The organism is Pigmentiphaga aceris (assembly GCF_008119665.1).
Lineage (GTDB): Bacteria > Pseudomonadota > Gammaproteobacteria > Burkholderiales > Burkholderiaceae_B > Pigmentiphaga > Pigmentiphaga aceris.
Window position 1 is genome coordinate 729160 of the sequence record NZ_CP043046.1, and the last position, 20765, is coordinate 749924.

Here is a 20765-nt window from a genome sequence, read left to right on the forward strand (position 1 = left end):
CATGCCATCGGTACGGAATTTGCCGTCGTTTAAGGTGTGGCGCGGCTGTCGACAGCCAGCAGGGGGCAGGGAAGGGGGGAGGCCAAAGCGGTCAGCGCCTGACGGCGCACTGAAACAGGACGCAGACGAACCCGTCCATGCGCAAGCTTGGTGCATGCGCAGCGGTCGATCAAAACATGGGTAATGGGCTTTTCTGAAGACGGACCAGCGGGGCTTATCCGTGCACCAATCCGGGCGGTGCTGATTCAGCTAGAAAGGCTGTGGATCAGTCCGACCGTTCCGCCTTCAAACCCTTCCATTGCGGTGTATCGACATCGATGTCGAACAGCGACAGCACCCGGCCAACCGTGTGGTCGACCATCTCTTCGATGCTTTGCGGGCGGTGATAGAAGGCGGGCAGGGGCGGGAATATGATGCCGCCCATCTCGGTGACCGAGGTCATGTTGCGCAGGTGCGCCAGGTTCAACGGGGTTTCGCGCACCATCAACACCAGGCGGCGACGCTCTTTCAGCACCACGTCGGCAGCGCGTGAAATCAGGTTGTCCGCCATGCCGTGCGCAACCGCAGCCAGCGTCTTCATCGAACACGGCACCACCACCATGCCGGCAGACGGGAACGACCCGCTGGCAATGCTGGCACCGACATCACGAATCGGGTGCACGACGTCAGCCAGCGCATCGATTTCCGCGCGGGTCAGGTCGAGTTCATGCTGAAGATTGAGTTGCCCGGCCTGCGAGACGATCAGGTGGGACTCGATGCCGCCAACGGCACGCAGGGCTTGCAGCATGCGTTGGGCATAGATGGCACCGGTGGCACCGGTGACACCGACGATCAACCGGCGGGGCGCGGGTGTCGTCATGTCAGGTACTGAAGACGTACCACACCATGTGCGCACACGGGCCGAAGCAGGGGCCAGCCCGTTGCGCAACGCATGGCGGTGATCAGGCCGTTGCGCCGGATTCGTCCAGCAGCGTTTGCAGTTCGCCAGAAGCGTGCATTTCGCCCACGATGTCGGAGCCGCCGATGAACTCGCCCTTCACGTACAGCTGGGGCACGGTCGGCCAGTTCGAGTAGTCCTTGATGCCTTGGCGGACTTCGTCGTCTTCCAGCACGTTCACGGTCACCAATTGCTTGATGCCACACGACTTCAGCAATTGAATGGCGCGACCGGAAAAGCCGCACTGCGGGAACTGCGCGGTGCCCTTCATGAAAAGGACAACCGGGTTGTCGGTCACGGTCTTGCGGATGAATTCCTGGACGTCGCTCATGCTGCTCTCGCAAAGGTAGGCTTGGATACAGCCATTATAGGGAAGCGCCGGAAATACGCTCGATTCCGGCAAGATCACGCCGGCTGGATGGGTTGCGCAGGCCGGCTTGGCTCAACAGCGCACGCACCGCTTCTGCCTGGTCCCAGCCATGCTCCAGCCAGATCTGGCCACCGGGCTTCAGGCGCTGTTTTGCGCCCGCCGCCAGGATAGCCAGCGCCTGCAAGCCATCGGCCCCGTCCGTCAGTGCGCTGCTGGGCTCGAAGCGCAGATCGCCTTCCGACAGATGGTGGTCGCCTTGGGCGATGTAGGGCGGGTTGGACAGGATCAGATCGAAACGGGCGTCGGCCGGCACGGCTTGGTACCAGTCGCCTTGTACAAATTCGACGCGCGCCTGCAAGCTATGTGCGTTGTCGCGCGCGATTTTCAAGGCCGCGTCGCTGTAGTCGGTGGCGGTGACATGGGCGTCTGGTCGAGCCAGGGCAATCGAAATCGCGATGGCTCCGCTGCCGGTGCCCAGGTCGATGACAGTGGGGTTGGCCTGATCTGCGATGCAGGCCAGGCCGGTTTCCACCAGCACTTCGGTATCGGGGCGGGGAATCAGCACGCCAGGCCCGACCGCAAAGCGGTGGCCCATGAATTCGCGTTCGCCTAATAGATAAGCCATCGGCTCGCCGTTGCGACGGCGTGCGGCCAAGGCTGCGAAGTCGGCGGCGGCCTGCTCGGACACGGCTTTATCGTCATGCGCCACCAGCCAGGTGCGTGACACGCCCAGCAGGTGTTGCCACAGCATGGACACTTCCAGCCTGGGCAAGCCACAATCCTTGGACAGCGCGCGGGGAGAGCGTTCGTGCATGCGCTCAGTCGTCGCTCAGCGCTGCCAGCAACTCTGCCTGGTGCTCGGCACCCAGCGCCGTCAGCAGTTCCGTCATGTCGCCGTCCATCACCTGCTGCAGCTTGTACAGCGTCAGGTTGATGCGATGATCCGTCACGCGGCCCTGCGGGAAGTTGTAGGTGCGGATGCGTTCCGAGCGGTCACCCGAACCCACCAGGCTCTTGCGCTGAGCCGCTTCCTTGGCCTGACGCTCGCGCACCTCACGGTCCTTGATGCGCGCGGCCAGGACCTTCAAGGCCTTGTCGCGATTGCGGTGCTGCGAACGGTCGTCCTGGCACTCGACCACAATGCCGGTCGGCAAATGGGTCATGCGCACGGCCGAATCCGTCTTGTTCACGTGCTGCCCGCCCGCGCCGCTGGCGCGGAAAGTGTCGACGCGCAGATCGGCCGGGTTGATGTTCACCTCGGCCAGTTCGTCGGCTTCTGGCATCACGGCCACCGTGCAGGCCGACGTATGGATGCGGCCTTGCGCCTCCGTTTCCGGCACACGCTGTACCCGGTGACCACCCGATTCGAACTTCAGCGTGCCATACGCACCGTCGCCCGCCACGCGCAGAATCACTTCTTTATAGCCACCCAGCTCCGACTCACTGGCCGACATGATTTCCACCTGCCAGCGCTGGCGCTCGGCATAACGGGTGTACATGCGCAGCAAGTCGCCTGCGAACAGCGCGCTTTCATCGCCGCCGGTACCGGCACGGACTTCGATGAACAGGCTGCGACCGTCGTCGGGGTCTTTGGGCAGCAACAGCAGTTGCAGGTCGAGCGCGAGTTGTTCAAGCCGGGCACGGCCCGCCTTCAACTCATCTTCGGCCATGTCCTTCATGTCCGGATCGCCCAGCATCTCGATCGCGGTATCGATGTCGGCTTCGGTATCCATATAGGACTTGAAACCCATCACCACCGGTTCGAGTTCGCTGCGTTCACGCGAGAGTTTGCGAAACCCGTCCATATTGGAGGCGGTTTCAGGGGACGCGAGCAAAGCGTCAACTTCGGTCAGGCGTCGAGTGAGCTGCTCGAGCCGGCCGCGCATTGAAGCTTTCATGGGGGGCTAGGAGCGAGTGGTGCGCGAGCGCTGCGGATACAAGCGCGGCAGCCAGCCCAGCAATTGCTGCCGGTCTGTGCCTTGGCTTTGATTGAGGGCAGCGAGGGGGCCATGCAAATATTTCTGCGTCAGCCCGTGGGCAAGTTGTTCAAGTACCTGGTCGGGCGATTCGCCGCGCGCCAAAGCTTTGCGTGCGCGGTCGAGTTCAGCTTCACGCAGGCTGTTGGCAGCTTCGTGCAGGTCACGAATGACCGGCACCACCAGACGCGAATCCATCCAGTGCATGAAATTCTGCACCCGCGTCTCAATAATGGCTTCCGCCTGCACCACCGCAGCCTGGCGCGATTCCGTGGCGTTCTGCACCAGCCGACCCAGATCGTCGACAGAATACAGGTACACGTCGTCGAGCCGCGCGACTTCAGGTTCGATATCGCGGGGCACGGCCAAGTCCACCATCACGATCGGACGACGGCGGCGCGCGCGCGTGGCGCGTTCCACCATCCCCAGGCCGAGGATGGGAAGGGAGCTTGCCGTACAGGATACGACCACATCGAATTCAGCCAGCCGATCAGGCAGATCAGCCAGGCGCATGGTGCCCGCTGAAAAGCGCGTAGCCAAAGATTCCGCACGGTCCAGCGTGCGATTGGCCACCACCATGCCGGCAGGGCGCTGCGCCGCAAAGTGCGTGGCGCACAGTTCCATCATCTCGCCCGCGCCGACGCACAACACCTTCACCTGCGTCAGATCGCCGAAGACACGTTCAGCCAAACGGACGGCCGCAGCCGCCATCGACACCGAATCTTCGCCAATCGCGGTTTGTGAACGGACTTCCTTGGCGACCGAAAAAGTCTTCTGGAACAACTGATGCAGCAACGTGCCCATCGAGCCCGCTTCTTCAGCGGCACGCACGGCAGTCTTCATCTGGCCCAGGATCTGGGTTTCACCCAGCACCATGGAATCCAGACCGCTGGCCACCCGGAACGCGTGACGAACCGCGTCGTTCTGAGTGTGCTTATAGATATGGGGGCGCAGCTGGCTATCGTCGAGCTGGCGGAAATCGGCCAGCCAGGCCGGCACGCGCTCGATCACGTTGCGCTCGGCCGCACAGTAGATCTCGGTCCGATTACAGGTAGACAGAATGGCCGCTTCCCGCACCGCACCGCCAAACGTCGCCCGCAATCCCTCAAGCGCAGGGCGCAGCAGTTCCATCGGCAAGGACACGCGTTCACGCACGGAAACCGGAGCGGAGACGTGGTTCAGGCCGAAAGTAAGGACGTCGACGGACATGGATGGATGCGGTGACTGGTCTGCGAAGCAGCCTTGATTATAGGTCTGCGAGGCTTTTGGGGGGTTGTCCTCAGGAGACGAGGAGAAGGAAGGTGCTTTGATCTAGCGCAAAGATGGGGGCTTGGTGGCGGTAAAGGAAGTCGGTGCTATGTGGCTGGCTTGGTTCTACCCTGGCGCAAAATTTTTTAGGCCGAGTTGTGCTCGAGGGCGAAATCCATGTATTATCTCTGTCTCGGCACTGCAGCGACGGAAACAACGCAGCAAGTGTAAAGAGATGGCCTGGTAGCTCAGTTGGTAGAGCAGCGGATTGAAAATCCGCGTGTCGGTGGTTCGATTCCGCCCCAGGCCACCAAGAATTCTGAATAAGATCAAAGGGTTACAGGCTTTTAGCTTGTAGCCCTTTTTCTTTATCTTGGTTCATGTAGCCACATTTGTATGGCTCAATCGGTACGCCTTCTTCGCTTGCCAAGACGCCCGCTAGCTTTCTCCCCTGCGGGCATTTCCAGTCATGGCCAGCTCTCTCTCGCAGCTCTTCCCGCAGCGCCTCTACAAAGCGCTGAGAGGATGGGTCACCTGACGATTCAGGATAGGGCTGATCGTCGCGTAAGTCGGATGCAGTGCATTGGCTCCACCATCGCTTCGGGAGCCAGTGTTAGTCGGTCAATTGATCTAGCTGCGAGGCAGCGCTATCAGCAATTGAACGGGCGAGCCATCTTGCTTGGTATCTTTGGCTGGCCTGAAGGCCAGTAAGTTAGCCAAGCAAAAAAGTCCATTTCAGAGCAAATCTGGCGCCGCCTGCGAGAACAGCCCGCTGAGAGTGGAACTAGAGGGGATGCATTAAGCTAGCGAAACGCGGGCGTTCTACTCACAGGAGGCACAGATGCCAGCCAGCAAGACGGAGGTTGTCAGCGTACGGGTTGAGCCTCCAATCAAGGCAGCCCTGCAGGCGGCTGCCAATAGGGAAATGCGCAGCCTTGCCAATATGGTGGAGGTCATGGTTGTGGCCTATTGCCGGACCAACGGCGTGCCGATGATGGGGGTCTCCGACGAGACCTTGCCTCCGGCTCGCACGACGAAGCGGTAGCTGTGACAGCGCCTCGGCAAGAGCTCCTGTCACAGCTCGGTTTCCGTTTCGGCCTCAACGGCCCGCACGCCGCGCGGACCATGATGCTTGATGACATGAGAACGCTGCTCGCCCACACGCAGGCCGCCGACGCCGGTCGAGCGGATTATGCGACTGCCATCGTTGCTGACAATGTCCTCGGGAAGTCGACGAAAAAGGCCCGAGAGCTTGCGCTCAGGTACCTAGGTGCCCTTTACGGCCTGGACTCGTCGAATGCCGTCTTTCGCGCTTTGAGACGCCTTTGGCCCCTAGATGAATCTGCCCAACCAGTCCTGGCGTTGGCGATCGCTTTGGCGCGTGACCCGCTGCTCCGCAGTACCCAGGGATTTGTCGTTGCCCAACCTCAGGGAGGATTGGTCACGCGCGGAGAGGTTGAGGCGCTGCTCAGCTCCATCTATCCGGACCGCTTCACCGCCGCATCCATCAAATCCTTCGCGCAGAATGTGTTAGGTACCTGGACGGCGGCCGGTGTTCTGGTCGGTCACAGGCGTAAGACCAGGAGCACCCCCACCGCCAGCCCCGCGACGATCGCGTTTCTCATGTTCCTCGGGTATCTCGAAGGGCGTACTGGGCAGCGTCTTTTTTCGTCTGAATGGGTGAGGCTGCTCGGTGTTTCTATTGATGAACTAGAGGCGCTTGCAAGTTCGGCGTCTCATCGAGGCCTTCTCCTCTTCATGAATGCGGGTGGGGTCAAAGAGGTTCGGTTCCCGGGTTACCTGACGCCCGAAGAAGAGCGAATTAGACAGGAGGCTTCGCATGTCATCTAAGGTCACTAGGCTAGTAACGGCCTATCGTGAGCATCTCAGCGTGCCTTGGCAATTGGGCCTAGCATCCACTCAGCGCATCATCTTCGCCGTCTATGACAAGACGGACGAGCTTCGCCTTCGCGCCAACATCGATGAGTTCGCACTTGCGACCCAGCAGGCGGGCAAGCGGTGGCTTTTGATCGACCTGACCGATGCCTTTCCCCGATGGATGGCCGCACTTGAGTACCGCGAGGCGTACTTCGAAAGCCCTGAAGACCTTGCCGGCTACCAGGCGGGCGAGCTTATCGAGTTCGTAACCTCGCTTGCGGCCGAACTGAAGCAGCAACTCACTGCCCAAAGCGGGCCTGACACCGTCGTGGCCCTCATGGGGGTTGGTGCCTTGTTCGGCTTGGCACGCGTCTCCTCGGTGGTCGAGAGCATCAAGGACTCGGTCCGAGGTCGCTTGCTGGTCTTCTTTCCGGGTGAACATCACCCGGAGAACCATAGCTATCGGCTTCTTGATGCCCGCGATGGATGGAATTATCTCGCCGTCCCGCTCCTAGCCGACAGTTGATATCGCACATCCTCTGCATCACCACATAACCAAAAAAGACGGCGCTAATGCTCAATAAAGACATCTACAACAAGCCCCCGCAGGAGAACCGCCTCGTCAACAACGGCGTGGCAGAGGTGTCAGAGGACCACTCAGTGGCGGCGCAGGCTATCCTTCGGTACGAACTGGAGTCGTTTGTCTGCGACGGCCAGTACGAAAAAGGCTTGGAGACCATCCTCGATAAGTTCTTGCTAAACCTGGACTCTGGCAGTGAGCAGCCTGGGGTCTGGATTTCGGGCTTCTACGGTAGCGGCAAGTCGCACCTGGCCAAGATGCTGCGCACGCTGTGGACCGATTACCAGTTCGCTGACGGGGCTACCGCACGCAGCCTGGCCAAGCTGCCCACTGGCGTGTTCGAGCATCTGAAGGAGCTCAGCACGCAAGGCAAGCGGTACGGCGCATTGCATGCAGCCGCAGGCAAGCTTGGTGCTGGCGCCGGCGACAAAGTGCGCTTGGCCTTGCTGGGCATCATCTTCAAGTCCAAGGGCCTGCCGGAGCAATACAACCAAGCCCAGTTCGTGCTGTGGTTGACGCGAGAAGGCCTGCTCGCCCAGGTCGAGTCTGAGCTTCAAGCCGCAAGCCGCTCGCTGGCGCAAGAGTTGCCGCACATGTACGTGTCCAGCCATCTGGCAAAGGTATTACTCAAGGCCCGCCCCGACCTGGCGCACACCGAGGCGGATGCTCGCAAGCTCCTCAAGGAACAGTTCCCGCAGGTCACCGACGTCACCAGCGACCAGATGACTGCCGCCATTGCCGATGCGTTGACGGTCGACGGTCACTTCCCACTCACCCTGGTGGTGCTGGACGAAGTCCAACAGTTCATCGGCGCGGACGCCGAGAAGGCGTTCCAAGTGCAAGAGGTCACCGAGACCCTGTCCAAGCATTTCAACGGCAAGCTGCTCTTCGTGGGTACGGGCCAGTCAGCCCTCTCTGGCATGCCGAACCTGCAGCGGCTGATGGGACGCTTCCCAGTGCAGGTGATGCTGGGCGACTGGGATGTTGAGAACGTCACCCGTCAAATCATCTTGGCCAAGAAGCCGACGGTCATGCCCGAGGTCGAGCATGTCTGGCGTGCCAACTTGGGTGAAATTTCTCGGCATCTGCGCGGTACCAAGCTCGAGCATGTCACAGAGGACGAGGACGTGATGACGTCGGACTACCCGCTGCTACCGGTACGTCGCCGCTTCTGGGAACGCGTTCTTCGCACCATAGACACTACCGGAACCGTGTCGCAGCTGCGCAGCCAGCTGCGCGTGGTGCATGAGGCCGTTTTGGCCACGGCCGATGCACCGCTGGGTCACGTCGTTTCGGGCGACTTTCTCTACGACCAGATTGCTGCGAATCTGGTCTCCACCGCCCAGTTGCCGAAGGAAGTTTTCGAGAACGTCCAGCGTTTCACTGCCGGCGATGCGAAAAGCCAGCTCAAGGCCAAGCTGCTCAAGCTCGTCTACCTCATCAACAAGCTGCCGAGCGACGCTGCACTGGATATCGGCCTGAAGGCCACCGAAGACGCGCTGGCCGACCTGCTGGTGACTGACCTCTCGGCGGGTTCGGCCGATCTGCGCAAGAAGTTGCCGGCCTTGCTGGATGAACTGCAGAACAAGGACCGACTTGTTATGGCCCTGGTCGGCGGCAGTGGCACCGAATACCGCCTGCAGACCCGTGAATCCAGCGCCTGGTACGACGAGTTCCGCGCCCAGGAGGCCGAGCTCAAGGCCGCGCCGCAGCGCGTGGAACAAAAGCGAGCAGACCTGTTGAAGGCCCGCTTCACCGACGTGCTCAAGAAGGTGCGAGTGGTTCAAGGCAAGGACAACGTCGAGCGGCGTTTGGCCCCCACCTACGACGATACCCTGGCCAAGGACCACGCCCAGGCGCTCTACCTCTGGATTCAGGACGGCTGGCAGACCGAAGAAAAGTCCGTCATCGCCGAAGCTAAAGGCAAGTCAGCCGACAACCCCACACTATTCGCCTTCCTGCCGGCGCAGCACAAGACCGAGCTCACGAATGCCATCGTGGCGCTGGAGGCGGCCCGCACCACGCTGCAAAAGAAGGGCAGCCCTTCTACCGAGGAAGGTCGCGACGCCCAGCGCTCCATGGAGAGCCGCCAGCGCACCGCAGAGAAGGAGCTGAGCGAACTGCTGGAGCAGCTCTTCGGCACCGTGCGCGTGTTCCAGGCCGGTGGGCAAGAGGCCCAAGACGGCAACGACCTGGCCGACCGCATCAACCGAGCCGCCAAGTCGTCAGCTATCCGCTTGTATAGCCAGTTTGACGCTGCCGACCACGACCAATGGAGCAAAGTGCTCGACGAGGCCCGCAAGGGCAACCTCGAGGCACTCAAGGCCGTGGGCCACAGTCAAGAGGCGGACAAACATCCTGTCTGCCAGAAACTATTGGCCTACATCGGCCCCGGCAAGAAGGGCGCTGAAATCCGTGAGCAGTTTGACGCACCGCCATTCGGCTGGCCGCGCGACGCCATCGACGGCGCGCTCTATGCTCTGCTGGCTGCGGGTCACCTCAAGGCCAGCGATGCCACTTCCAAGTCCGTGGATGCCAAGAGCCTCGACCGAGCCAAGCTCACCCAGGCCCATTTCCAGCGCGAGAGCGTCAACATCGCGCCCATGCAGTTCATCAAGATTCGCTCGCTGTTCAGCAGTGTGGGTGTGCCCTGCCAGCCTAAGGAAGAGCTGGCCAAAGTGCCCCTGCTTCTGACCAAGCTGCGCGACCAAGCCGCCAAGGCCGGCGGCCCAGCCCCTGCGCCCGAGCCACCCAAGCTCGCGCTCATCGAAGCCATCGAGGGTCAGTCCGGCAATGCGCAACTGCTGGAGCTGTTCACGCATTTCGACGACATCGCCGCGTTGTCCAAGAGCTGGACCCAGACGGCCGACGCCATCGCCAAGCGCCTTCCCGTCTGGCGACATCTGGAACAGCTGCTTCGCCACGCGAAGGCCCTGGGGCCGTACGCTGCCTTGAAGGCCGAGCGTGATGCCATCGAAGCACAGCGCAGCCTGCTGGCCGAACCGGACCCAGTAAGGCCATTGCTCGATAAGGCCGTGGACCTGTTGCGCCAGGCGCTAAAGGCCAAGCTCGATGTGTTCGCGCAGACCCATGCGCAGCAACAGGCCCTGCTCAACGCGGACCCAGACTGGGCCAAGCTCAAAGATGCCCAACGTGTCGCCTTGACCGAGGTACACCATCTGGCCGCGCCTCCGGTCGTGGCCTTGGGCACGGCCGAGTTGCTGCAAGACGCACTGGACGGCTGCGACCTGGACCACTGGGTCTCCAGGGCGCAGGCGCTTCCCAGCCGTTTTGAGGCGGCTCGCCATGCGGCGGTGCACTTGCTCAAGCCCAACGTGGTTCAAGTGAGCATTCCACGGCGAACGCTCAACGACGCGGCTGAGCTCAAAGTCTGGTTGAAGGAAGTCGAGTTCTTGGTTGAACAGGCTTTGCAGAAAGGTCCGGTTTCCCTATGAGCGCTACCACTGCCGCAGCAACACTGCCAAAGCCTCTGCGCACCCAGCTTGAAAACACCGTCAAGTCAGCCCGTGACGTCGCTGAGAGGGGTGCCCGTGCTGCGCTCAGCCAACTGGCCGTGGGCGAAGCCAAAGCCCCCGACTACCTGACCGACGAGCTCAAAGCCTTGCGCCGCCGCCTGCGCGCCCATGGCCGCGCCCTGGGCGATGCCAAGGCAGCAGACGACACGCAAGGCCTGCAGCACTTGATCTGGGAAGTGGCTTACGAGCACTGGCACCGTATGCTGTTCGCCCGCTTCCTGGCAGAGAATGGCCTGCTGCTTTGGGAGCCGGGCGCGGCGGTTTCGCTGGACGACTGCGAAGCCTTGGTGCAGGAAGCCGACCCGGCGATGAACCTGGGTGCCAAGACCAAGTGGGAGCTGGCCGGCAAGTTGGCTGCCCGCATGCTGCCGCAAGTTTTCAAGCCGCAGAGCCCGGTGTTCGAGCTGGCTTTCGCGCCCGAGCACCAGCGCGAACTGGAACGCCTGCTGGCCGCGCTGCCGCCCGAGGTGTTCAAGGCCAGCGACAGCCTGGGCTGGGTCTACCAGTTCTGGCAGGCAAAACGCAAAGACGAGATCAACGCCTCGGAGGTGAAGATTGGCGCCGACGAGCTGCCCGCTGTCACCCAGCTCTTCACAGAGCCCTATATGGTGGACTTTTTGCTCCACAACTCGCTGGGTGCCTGGTGGGTGACACGTTATCCCGGACAGGCCTGCCCGGTGCCGCTGACCTACCTACGCACGGTGGAAGACGGCACGCCCGCCGCCGGTAAATTCGAAGGCTGGCCCGACCGGCTGCAAGACTTTACCTTGCTCGACCCCTGCTGCGGCTCGGGCCACTTTCTGGTGGCAGCGTTCCTGCTGCTGGTGCCCATGCGCATGGCCTCCGAGAAACTGAACGCGATGGAAGCAGTGGATGCCGTGCTGGCCGACAACCTGCACGGCCTGGAGCTGGATGCCCGCTGCGTTGAAATAGCAGTCTTCGCGCTGGCACTGGCGGCCTGGCGCTTTCCGGACGAGAACGGCGACCCGCTGGGCGTGCGCGCTGACATGCCCCCGCCGCAAGTAGCCTGCTGTGGCCTGAAGGTGGCAGCAAAGCCCGAGGATTGGATGGCCTTGGTGCCCGACGACGCACCCAACGCCGCCTATGTGCGGCAGGAACTGCGATTGTTGCACTCCAGCTTCGCCCAGGCGCCGCTATTGGGCAGCCTGCTGGACCCGGCGCGCAGCCTGAAGAACGACCTCGCCACGTCGAGCTTCGAGACCTTGCGTGCATTGCTGGAGCGTGCGCTGGCGACGGAGCGCCCGCCCACGCTGTGGGGCCAGGCCAACGAGTTGCAGGACGACAACTGGGATCTGGCGCTCACCGCCAAGGGTTTGCTGGAAGCGGCCCGGCTACTGGATGGTCGCTACCACTTGGTAGCGACCAACGTACCATACCTTGCGCGAGGCAAGCAGCACGACACGCTTAGAGATTACTGCGAGACCCATTATCCAGAAGCCAAGAACGACCTGGCCAACGTCTTCTTGGAGCGCTGCCTGGAGCTATGCCGCGACCAGCGGGCTGGCGCGGTGCAGGTCGTAATTCCTCAGAACTGGCTGTTTCTCGCTGGTTACCAGAAGCAACGCGAATCATTGCTCAAACGCGTTCAGTGGAATCTCCTAGCCCGATTGGGACCTGGGGCGTTCGAGACCATCAGCGGCGAGGTGGTTCAGGCAGTCTTGCTCACCCAAACCAAAGCCCTGGCGCCGGAGGACTTTCAACTGCGAGGTGTGGACGTTAGCGAGCCGAAGGGGGCAATAGGAAAGGCACAGCTACTGCGCAAAGGTAACGTAGTGGCGCTGCGCCAGAGGGGGCAGTTGAGCAATCCCGATGCGCGTATCACTTTGGACGAGCGCGCGACTGGAAAACTTCTTTCAGCAATCGCCACGGCATACCTTGGGTTGGGAACCGGTGACTTTGAGCGGTTCGGTAGGACGTTTTGGGAGACTGGGGCACCGGCTGGAACGGAATGGAGCTACCTGCAATGTTCACCGTTAGCCGCAGGGGCGTTTGAAGGCCTATCGAATTTGGTCGCGTGGGATTTTTCAGCCATGCGGGTGAGCGGCATGGACGCACTGCACCGCGAACGGATTCACAACCAGGACCAAAGTGGTCAACAAGCCTGGGGCCGGCGAGGAGTGTCCATCGCACTAATGCGTGACCTCAAAGCTTCGCTCTACCAGGGGCAACGCTTCGATAAATCTCAAGCTGTCATTGTTCCCCACAAAGATGAGTACCTAAGCGCTATCTGGGCCTTTTGTCAGAGTCCAGTCTTTAACGAAGAGGTTAGGAAGATAGAGCAGAAGGTAATCGTCACCAATGCCACGCTGGTCAAAGTCCCGTTCGACTTAAGCCACTGGCAACAGGTGGCCGCTGAACGTTACTCCGATGGCCTGCCCAAGCCTTATTCCGACGACCCGACCCAATGGCTGTTCCACGGCCACCCGCGGCCCGCCACAGTCCCGCTGCAGGCGGCCGTCGCCCGCCTGACCGGCTACCGTTGGCCGGCCGAGACCGACACAGCGATGGAACTGGCCGACGAGGCCCGCACCTGGATTGCCCGCTGCAAGAAGCTGGCCGAGCACACTGACGACGACGGCATCGTCTGCCTGCCCTCGGTGCGCGGCGAGACGCCGGCGCACGACCGCTTGCTCAAGCTGTTGATTGCCGCCTGGGAGACCGCGCAGCCCGGCAGCTGGAAGCCCGCCGTGCTCGACAAGCTGCTGGCCGATGCCGACTGCGCCGGCAAGGGCCTGGACGTCTGGCTGCGGGAGAAGTTCTTCGAGCAGCACGCCAAGCGCTTCAACCACCGTCCCTTCATCTGGCATGTGTGGGACGGGCTGAAGGACGGCTTTGCCGCGCTGGTGAACTACCACCAGTTCGACCACAAGAAATTGGAACGTCTCATCCACACCTACCTGGGTGATTGGATTCGCCAGCAGGAGGCTGGCGTGCGTGATGGAATCGACGGCGCACAGCAGCGCCTAGCGGCTGCCCAAGACCTGAAGCGCCGCCTGGAGCTCATCCTCGAAGGCGAGTCTGACGGCAAGACCGGCCACGACATCTTTGTGCGCTGGAAGCCGTTGGTCGAGCAACCCATCGGCTGGAACCCAGACCTCAACGACGGCGTGCGTCTGAACATCCGCCCCTTTATGACGGCCGAGGTCCTACGCCACAACAAGAAGCCCAAGCTCAACATCACTTGGGACAAGGACCGTGGCAAGGACGTGGAGAGCGCGCCTTGGTTCAAGGTGTTTGGCGGGGAGCGCATCAATGACCATCATCTGACGCGGGCGGAGAAGACTGCTGCAAGAGAGGCACGCCGTGGCTGACTACGAAGGGATGCGCTGGTTCAAGTGCGACTTTCAGGTGCAAACACCTGATGATGCCGCGCACTGGGCCGACCAAGACACTCGGTTGCCTGAACCCCGTCGGCCAATGGTTGCCCCGGAGCCGGATGCTAATGGACAGGTGGGCCCTGCGAAGCCCGACGAACGTCGTTTGCAGGAGGTGGCCCGAGCCTACTTGCGGCGGTGCCATGAGGTCGGCTTGGAATTGATAGGCGTCACGGACCACAACTTTTCGCAGAAGACTGATCCTAGGGACTGGTTTTTGACGCACCTTGTCGAGCAGAACAAGTCTGTCGCCAGGGACCTGGGCAAGCCGCCGCTACACATTCTTCCGGGGTTTGAGGTGGACATCGGCTACCACGTGCTTTGCTTATTCGAACCGGCCAAGAAGGCCAGCCATGTATGGCGGGTGAACAGGCTGCTGTGCAAGCTGGGGCTGGATGAGCACGAGCGTGTACGCCAGGGGCGTCTCATGCCGCTGCGGCGGAACAACGTGACTGTGAGCCTGAAGGAGCTGATTGAGCTGGTGCAGGAGGAGCACAAGGGCATCGTTATTTCGGCGCACTCGGACCAGAACGATGGTCTTCTGAACGACCCTCGGCACATCGAGGACTACAAGAACAAGAAGCTGATGGCCCTGGAGGTCACCGCCAACCCACCAGCCCAGCGAGTGCTTGACATCGTCGAAGGCCGCGATCGGGCTTGGACGCGGCAAGATTGCCACCCCGCGTATGTAATGTCTTCGGACGCCAAATCCCTCCGCCAGGATGCTCAAGGCCAACCTGCGGCCAACTCGCTGGGCTACAGGTACACCTGGCTCAAGATGTCCGGGCCCTCCGTGGAGGCACTGCGTCAAGCGTTCCTGGACCCTTTGTCTCGCATTCAACTTATGGGTGCTCGCCCCAGCGACGCGCTGGTGCATCCACGCATCACCAAAGTCGCTGTGAAGGGCGCAAAGTTCCTGGAGGACCAGGAGGTCTGTTTCTCCGAGGGCTTCAACTGCGTCATCGGTGGTCGAGGCAGTGGCAAGTCTTCCCTGCTGGAGTACGTGCGGTTTGCTGTCGGTCCAGATGAGCTTGCAGTCAAGGACGACGATGACCCAGCGCTACAGCGCAAAAGGAAGCAGCTGAGGGAGTCGCTCACGCCCGGCTCGGAGGTAAGGGTCAGTTTCGAAGTGGGTAATGGAGTCTCAGACACCTTGGTCTATGCCCCTGGGAAGCTGGCTGGCCAGCAGCGTTGGCTTGATGGGCGCGAAGTGGCAGACCTGAACACCGTGCTCAGGCAGCTTCAGCTTCAGTTTTTCAGCCAAGGTGAACTCAGCCGGATGACCAGCGGTGCTCAAGGGCAGGCACAAGTTCTCTCGCTGATTGATACCGCAAGCGGCGCCGCGTTGCTGGAACTGAATGCGTCAGAGAGCGACCTCAAGGCGCGCTTGCAGTCGCTGTTCCAAAGCACACGGGACGCTGCAAGACTTCAGACCGAACTCGTGGAGGCGAAGCAGGAAGCCGTCGAACTGGAGCGGCAATTGAAGGCACGTGAGGCCGTCCAGGATGACTCTCAACTGAACCAGTTGGCACTAGAGGCTCGCCGCCAGCTTGACCGCATGAAAGCGGCGGACGCGCCGATGACCGAAGCGGTTGACGGGGTGCTGAAGGACCTAGTGGGGCCGCTGGAGGCGTTACCTGCCAATGCGGTGCAATGGCCTAACGCCCAGTGGTTTGCAGACACGGCCGCACAGGTCCAAAAAGCAAGGGCTGACCTCGCGGTCGCCATTAGCAAAGCCATGGCGAACTATCAGCAGGTGATGGCCGCCTGCCTTGGAGACGAAGCCTCCCGAGGTACCGTGGAAGCCATCGGTGCCGTGCAAGAGCGATTCAGGGTGGCTTGTGTTGAACGTGGCATCCGCGAAGACGACATCGCGCGGATGCAGGACCTTGAAGAGCAGCGTCAAGCCAAGCTGAAACTTATTGAGGAGCGTCAGAAAAGACTGGCGGAGGTTCAAAGCGAAGCTGACAAGTTTCCGCAGGTGCTGGGGGAACTCCATGGCGTCTGGAAGGCGCAGTTCGATGCCCGGACCGCGACGGCAGCGGCGATACAGGCAGCTGTGGCGTCGCAGACGTTGCGGCTTACCACCTCGTACATGTCCGACGAGTCATCGTTTGCCGGAGCTTGGGACCGGCTTGCGCCCGCTGACAAGCGTGGGAAGTTGGCACGGCGCTGGGACGACGTCGGAGCTGAACTCTTTCGAACCTGGAAGAATCGCGCTGACGCTTCCGTCTGGGAAACGCTGGAGGTAGCGAGAGCCGACCAGACTTTGCTGGACATCGTGCTTTTCGATGGCCTTCATCAACCGCTGTTCGTGCATCTCGACAGCGACAACGTTCGGGCCCTGTGGGAAGACGTGCGCATCGCCCGAGTGAGCGATGGCATCGACGTCGAACTCTTACGCGAGGACGGAACGGTTGCCGGCTCCATGAGCGGTGCGCTGTCAGAAGGCCAACGAAACACTGTGCTGTTGAATCTGATGCTGGCCCGAGGAGAAGGCCCCATCGTGATTGACCAGCCGGAGGACGAGTTGGACTCGGGCTTCATCTATCGAACGCTGGTGCGTGACCTGCGCGCTGCTAAGAACAAGCGGCAGCTGATAGTTGCCACCCACAACGCGAACCTGCCCGTCAACGCGGACGCCGAGCAGATTTATGCGTTGGAGGCTCGCGACGGGAGAGGCAAGCTGCGCGCGCAGGGTGGGCTTGACCGAAAGGGTGTGGCCGAAGCCGTGCTGGACATCATGGAAGGTTCGGAGCAGGCGTTCAAGCAGCGCAGTGAGAAGTACCACTTCTAGCGCACCGCAAAACAAGATGAGAAAGATATGAGCAAGAAAATCAGCGGCGCAGAGTTCCCGCTTGCCAAAATCTTCAGTTCGGACTTTGACTACGTCATTCCGAGCTATCAGCGCCCCTACGCCTGGACACCCATACAGGCGGGCGAGCTGTTTTCTGACCTCTACGACTTCTACTTGAAGGAGGACAAGGAGGACACCTATTTTCTGGGCAGCGTCGTGCTCATAAAGGACGAGGGCAAGCCGCAATCCGAGGTCATTGACGGCCAGCAGCGGTTGACTACGCTAACGGTTCTGCTGGCAGCTTTGACGAATCGTGCCACGGGTCAGATTCGCGATGCGTTTCACCGCTATCTGTGTGAGCCCGGCAACGTGCTGGAAGGCCTCGCGCAGAAGCCTCGCCTGACGCTGCGCGAGCGGGACCGGGCATTCTTCAAACGCTACGTGCAGGACGTTGCACTGGACGAGCTGCTGGGTCTGGACCCGGCGCAACTGGACAACGAGTCTCAACGGAATATCCAGGCCAATGCAAGGCTGTTCCTTCAGCGACTTGAGGCGGCCTTCGGCACCGACACCCAGGCGGCCACGCAGTTCGGCGGCTTCCTGGTGCAGCGCTGCTTTTTGGTGGCTGTGTCGACGCCCAGTCAGCAGTCCGCCTTCCGTGTGTTCTCGGTTCTCAATAGCCGTGGGCTGGACTTGCTGCCGACTGACATCATCAAGTCTGACGTCATCGGCAAAGTGAAGCCGGCCCTACGCGACGATTACAACGACGCCTGGGAGGAGTTGGAGGTCGAGACCGGCCGCGATGGGTTCGCCGAAGTGTTCGGCCATATCCGCATGATTTACGCGAAGGACAAAGCGCGTCGAGCCCTGCTCGAAGAGTTCCGCGAACGCGTGATCGAAAAGGTGCCATCCGCCGAAGAATTGGTGACTAAGGTCATCGAGCCGTTCACACAGGCCTATTTGGTAGCCAAGCATGCACAGTTTGTCTCGACAGCCAATGCATCCGAGGTAAACGCACTGCTTGGTTGGCTGAACCGTATCGACAACTCGGACTGGCTGCCCAGCGCCATGCGGTTCCTGGCCGAACACGACTCGGACGCAGTGTACGTTTGCTGGTTCATCAAACGGCTTGAACGGCTCGCAGCGTTCATGCATGTGTGCGGGCACGATGTGAACGGTCGCATCGAGCGCTATGCCAGGGTGTTGCACGCACTTGAGAAGCCCCACTCCATGGCCCAGCCGGTAACGGCGGTCGAGCTGAGTGACGTGGAGAAGCAGACGTTTTTGCAACACTTCCAGGGTGAGGTCTACCTCATGGCAGCCCGGCGCAGGAGCTATCTCATTCTGCGTTTGGACTCATTTCTTTCAGACGGCGCAGCTACGTACAACCCTGCGGTGCTTACCATCGAACATGTCTTGCCTCAGACGGTGGCTGCGGGGGCGGGGTGGGCAACGCAGTGGCCAAACATCGCCGACCAAGTACATTGGCGGCATCGCTTGGCCAACCTAGTGCCTCTGACCCGGCGACGCAATTCGCAAGCGCAAAACCATGATTTCGAGCGCAAGAAGACGGCCTACTTTGGCGGAAAACAGAGCGTCTCGTCGTACGTACTCACCACTCAGGTGCTCAATACGCCGAGTTGGACGCCAGCAGTCGTTGAGCAACGCCAACGGGACCTGTTGGAAGTACTTTCCAATTCTTGGGATTTGAAATGAGCCGGGCGCCTCAGCGGTCGCCATCGACTGACTCAGTCGGCACCGCGCTTGCGACCATAGTGCGGTCCGCAGCAAAGGGCAACTCTCACGCCGCAGTACCTGCCGCCGCCATTCTGTGGCCGGATAAGGACGGCCACTGGCTTGCCGCAATGCCAGCGCTGAGCAAGCTGATGCCTAACCTGTGCATGCTCGGGGCATACGCGCCTGAACAGCGCAGCGGCCCGGCCATCTGGCTCAAATGTGCCATCGCCGGGCTGTTGCCCGAGGTCAAACTCGATGGCGTGCCGGTGGTCTACCTGCCGGGCGTCAGTCGCGCCGAGTTACGCGCCGTCGAAAGCTGCCCGCACTACCTGCAGCCGCTGGCTGAGTTGCAGTACCGCGGCGTGTTCTGGAGCCAGTCCAATGCCAAAGACTGGACGCCTGGGGCCTTCCTGGCATCGAAAAATGGTGGCTTGGGTCTGGACGTGACGCAGGACAAGGCGACCCAGGAAGCACTAGGTCAGGCACTGCAAGCCGGTGTGCTGCTGGCACATGGCGTGGCAGAACTTGAAGGCCGAGCCATCAATGCCGAGTGGTTGCTGGGCTTGATGGCACCCAACCCAACGCGCGACCTGCTTTTGTGGATGAACGAGCCCGAGGCGACCCGCCGTGAGTGGGGCGACGTGCTGTGGAACATTTTTGCCAAACGATGCAAGGCGGACTTCGGCTTCGACCCCATCGCCGACGGCGTGCTGGTGGCGGCCGAACGGCTTGCCAAGGCAGAAGGCAAGTGGTCTGCGGTCTCCCAACTCTACCGGGACTCGTTCAGCAGTTTTCCGAACGTCTTCGGGCTACTTGCGAAGGTGCAGCCACCGCAGTTGGGTTTGTTTCCAGACCAAAGCCGGTTGGCGGGGTATCCGCAGGTCAATGAGCAAAGCGAAGCCGCGCTGCGCTACGCCTTGTTTGCTTGCGCCAGCATGGATGCGCCTCAAGCCCGCGCGACTGTGCTGGCCGCGGAAGAGGAGCACGGCGTGCGGCGTGGGTGGCTATGGGCCCGGATGGGGCGTTCACCTTTGGTGGCGGCCTTGGCGCACTTGGCAAAGGTGGCGGAGCGAAGCGCCCTTGCGCCGATTGGCCAATCCCCGGCCGAGCTGGCCAGCAGTTACCGACACAACGGCTGGGAAGTGGACGACGCGGCGCTGAACGCGATGGGCTCCGTTCATGCCAAGGCGGATTCGGACGCAGTTAAAGCAACGTTGCGAGCGGTCTACCTGCCATGGCTGGAGGAAGCAGCACTTCGCCTGCAGGAGGCGGCTATGGCCGTAGGTGGCTTGCCTCCGCTCGCCAAGCAGGCCGACGAGCCTGTTGCTGGTAGCTGCACAGTTTTTGTCGATGGCCTACGGTATGACGTGGCAGCGCGGCTGAGTCAGCGCCTTGCGGCCCTTGGCAAGGTCGACCTGTCGGCCCACTGGACAAGCCTGCCGTCGGTGACGGCCTCAGGAAAGCCCTGGTGCTCACCGGTGTCCAGCTACGTCGTGGGCGCGGCGGACGCTGTCGACTTCGAGCCAATCTCCGGCCACAACTTCCGCAAGCTGCTGGCCGAGCATGGCGTGCAGCCCTTGGGCAAGCATGAGAAGGGTGACCCGCTCGGGAAGGCCTGGACCGAAGCCGGCGACCTGGACCACTATGGCCACGAGCACGGCGTGCGCTTGGCCCGTGACCTTGACACCCAGCTGAACCAGGTGGTCGAGCGTGTCGAAGAACTGATAGAAGCTGGTTGGAATAGCGTTCGTATCGTCACCGACCACGGCTGGCTGCTGATGCCAGGTGGGTTGCCGAAATCCGAACTGCCCAAACACCAGGCCGAAACTCGCTGGGGCCGCTGCGCAGTGCTGAAGGACAGCGCGCACGGCACCCCGCTGACGTTTGGCTGGGACTGGTGCAAGGATGTTCAGGTGGCGTATGCCCCGGGGGTTGCGTGCTTTAGTGCCGGCACCGAGTACGCCCACGGTGGCATCAGCCTCCAGGAGTGCTTGGTGCCGATGCTGCAGCTTCAGGTCGCTGGAGCCAGCGGCGAGGCTGCATCGGTCACGATTCGGTCCGTGGTGTGGAAAGGGCTTCGCTGTTCTGTCGTCGTGGAAGGAGCTGCACCGGGCCGGCGCGTGGACATTCGGACCAAGGCTGCATTGGCCTCCAGTTCGCTCGTGTCCAGCACCAAGGCTCTCGAAGGCGGCAAAGCCAGTCTGGCAGTGGCAGATGATGATCACATGGGCGCAGCGGCCGTGGTGGTGGTGCTCAGTGCCGACGGTGAGGTTCTGCAGAAGCGGGCGACCGCGGTGGGAGAAAACTAGAC

At 61.6% G+C, this 20765-nt stretch carries 13 protein-coding genes and 1 tRNA gene; 9 read left to right on the forward strand and 5 right to left on the reverse strand.

The window, feature by feature from the left end:
• Positions 1 to 265: 265 nt before the first annotated feature.
• The 5 genes from FXN63_RS03095 to hemA all read right to left on the reverse strand — a co-directional run bounded on the left by FXN63_RS03095 (position 266) and on the right by hemA (position 4492).
• Positions 266 to 859, reverse strand: a complete 594-nt coding sequence (locus FXN63_RS03095) for a UbiX family flavin prenyltransferase (protein ID WP_148812743.1) — start codon at positions 857 to 859, stop codon at positions 266 to 268.
• An 82-nt stretch (positions 860 to 941) separates the two neighbouring features.
• A complete protein-coding gene (gene grxD, locus FXN63_RS03100) occupies positions 942 to 1268 on the reverse strand; it encodes a Grx4 family monothiol glutaredoxin (protein ID WP_148812745.1) in 327 nt (108 codons plus the stop codon).
• Positions 1269 to 1302: 34 nt separating this feature from the next.
• Positions 1303 to 2121 (reverse strand): peptide chain release factor N(5)-glutamine methyltransferase, encoded by an 819-nt coding sequence (gene prmC, locus FXN63_RS03105; RefSeq protein WP_148812747.1) that lies wholly within the window; start codon positions 2119 to 2121, stop codon positions 1303 to 1305.
• A 4-nt stretch (positions 2122 to 2125) separates the two neighbouring features.
• The gene (prfA, locus tag FXN63_RS03110; protein WP_148812749.1) at positions 2126 to 3205 is read right to left on the reverse strand and encodes a peptide chain release factor 1; all 1080 of its coding nucleotides are present in this window, start codon (positions 3203 to 3205) and stop codon (positions 2126 to 2128) included.
• Between the two features lie 6 nt (positions 3206 to 3211).
• Positions 3212 to 4492 carry a glutamyl-tRNA reductase gene (gene hemA / locus FXN63_RS03115; RefSeq protein ID WP_148812751.1) on the reverse strand — a complete coding sequence of 427 codons (1281 nt, stop codon included), beginning with the start codon at positions 4490 to 4492 and terminating at the stop codon, positions 3212 to 3214.
• A 276-nt stretch (positions 4493 to 4768) separates the two neighbouring features.
• On the opposite strand from hemA, the gene FXN63_RS03120 reads away from it, so the two are divergent.
• The 9 genes from FXN63_RS03120 to pglZ all read left to right on the forward strand — a co-directional run bounded on the left by FXN63_RS03120 (position 4769) and on the right by pglZ (position 20763).
• Positions 4769 to 4844: transfer RNA gene (locus FXN63_RS03120), tRNA-Phe, on the forward strand.
• A 528-nt stretch (positions 4845 to 5372) separates the two neighbouring features.
• Positions 5373 to 5576 carry a hypothetical protein gene (locus tag FXN63_RS03125; RefSeq protein ID WP_148812753.1) on the forward strand — a complete coding sequence of 68 codons (204 nt, stop codon included), beginning with the start codon at positions 5373 to 5375 and terminating at the stop codon, positions 5574 to 5576.
• 80 nt (positions 5577 to 5656) lie between these two features.
• The gene (locus FXN63_RS03130) at positions 5657 to 6382 is read left to right on the forward strand and encodes a hypothetical protein (RefSeq protein WP_148812755.1); all 726 of its coding nucleotides are present in this window, start codon (positions 5657 to 5659) and stop codon (positions 6380 to 6382) included.
• Complete coding sequence (locus FXN63_RS03135; protein WP_148812757.1) at positions 6372 to 6935, forward strand: BREX protein BrxB domain-containing protein; 564 nt, start codon at positions 6372 to 6374, stop codon at positions 6933 to 6935. Before FXN63_RS03130 ends, FXN63_RS03135 begins: the two co-directional genes overlap by 11 nt.
• 47 nt (positions 6936 to 6982) lie before the next feature.
• A complete protein-coding gene (gene brxC / locus FXN63_RS03140) occupies positions 6983 to 10444 on the forward strand; it encodes a BREX system P-loop protein BrxC (RefSeq protein WP_148812759.1) in 3462 nt (1153 codons plus the stop codon).
• On the forward strand, positions 10441 to 13857 hold the full coding sequence (locus FXN63_RS03145; RefSeq protein ID WP_148812761.1) for an Eco57I restriction-modification methylase domain-containing protein: 3417 nt from the start codon (positions 10441 to 10443) through the stop codon (positions 13855 to 13857). The genes brxC and FXN63_RS03145 overlap by 4 nt, the downstream gene beginning before the upstream one ends.
• Positions 13850 to 16717, forward strand: coding sequence for a TrlF family AAA-like ATPase (locus tag FXN63_RS03150; RefSeq protein ID WP_148812763.1), 2868 nt, complete (start codon positions 13850 to 13852; stop codon positions 16715 to 16717). Before FXN63_RS03145 ends, FXN63_RS03150 begins: the two co-directional genes overlap by 8 nt.
• Positions 16718 to 16744: 27 nt before the next feature.
• Positions 16745 to 18433, forward strand: a complete 1689-nt coding sequence (locus FXN63_RS03155) for a DUF262 domain-containing protein (RefSeq protein ID WP_148812765.1) — start codon at positions 16745 to 16747, stop codon at positions 18431 to 18433.
• On the forward strand, positions 18430 to 20763 hold the full coding sequence (pglZ, locus tag FXN63_RS03160; RefSeq protein ID WP_148812767.1) for a BREX-1 system phosphatase PglZ type B: 2334 nt from the start codon (positions 18430 to 18432) through the stop codon (positions 20761 to 20763). Before FXN63_RS03155 ends, pglZ begins: the two co-directional genes overlap by 4 nt.
• The last annotated feature ends 2 nt before the right edge of the window (positions 20764 to 20765 follow it).

Coding starts and splice junctions, on each gene's coding strand:
- grxD (WP_148812745.1), bottom strand. CDS start 1,268: ATGAGCGACGTCCAGGAATTCATCCGCAAGACCGTGACCGACAACCCG.
- FXN63_RS03155 (WP_148812765.1), top strand. CDS start 16,745: ATGAGCAAGAAAATCAGCGGCGCAGAGTTCCCGCTTGCCAAAATCTTC.
- FXN63_RS03130 (WP_148812755.1), top strand. CDS start 5,657: ATGATGCTTGATGACATGAGAACGCTGCTCGCCCACACGCAGGCCGCC.
- FXN63_RS03145 (WP_148812761.1), top strand. CDS start 10,441: ATGAGCGCTACCACTGCCGCAGCAACACTGCCAAAGCCTCTGCGCACC.
- brxC (WP_148812759.1), top strand. CDS start 6,983: ATGCTCAATAAAGACATCTACAACAAGCCCCCGCAGGAGAACCGCCTC.
- pglZ (WP_148812767.1), top strand. CDS start 18,430: ATGAGCCGGGCGCCTCAGCGGTCGCCATCGACTGACTCAGTCGGCACC.
- FXN63_RS03125 (WP_148812753.1), top strand. CDS start 5,373: ATGCCAGCCAGCAAGACGGAGGTTGTCAGCGTACGGGTTGAGCCTCCA.
- prmC (WP_148812747.1), bottom strand. CDS start 2,121: ATGCACGAACGCTCTCCCCGCGCGCTGTCCAAGGATTGTGGCTTGCCC.
- FXN63_RS03095 (WP_148812743.1), bottom strand. CDS start 859: ATGACGACACCCGCGCCCCGCCGGTTGATCGTCGGTGTCACCGGTGCC.
- FXN63_RS03135 (WP_148812757.1), top strand. CDS start 6,372: ATGTCATCTAAGGTCACTAGGCTAGTAACGGCCTATCGTGAGCATCTC.
- prfA (WP_148812749.1), bottom strand. CDS start 3,205: ATGAAAGCTTCAATGCGCGGCCGGCTCGAGCAGCTCACTCGACGCCTG.
- hemA (WP_148812751.1), bottom strand. CDS start 4,492: ATGTCCGTCGACGTCCTTACTTTCGGCCTGAACCACGTCTCCGCTCCG.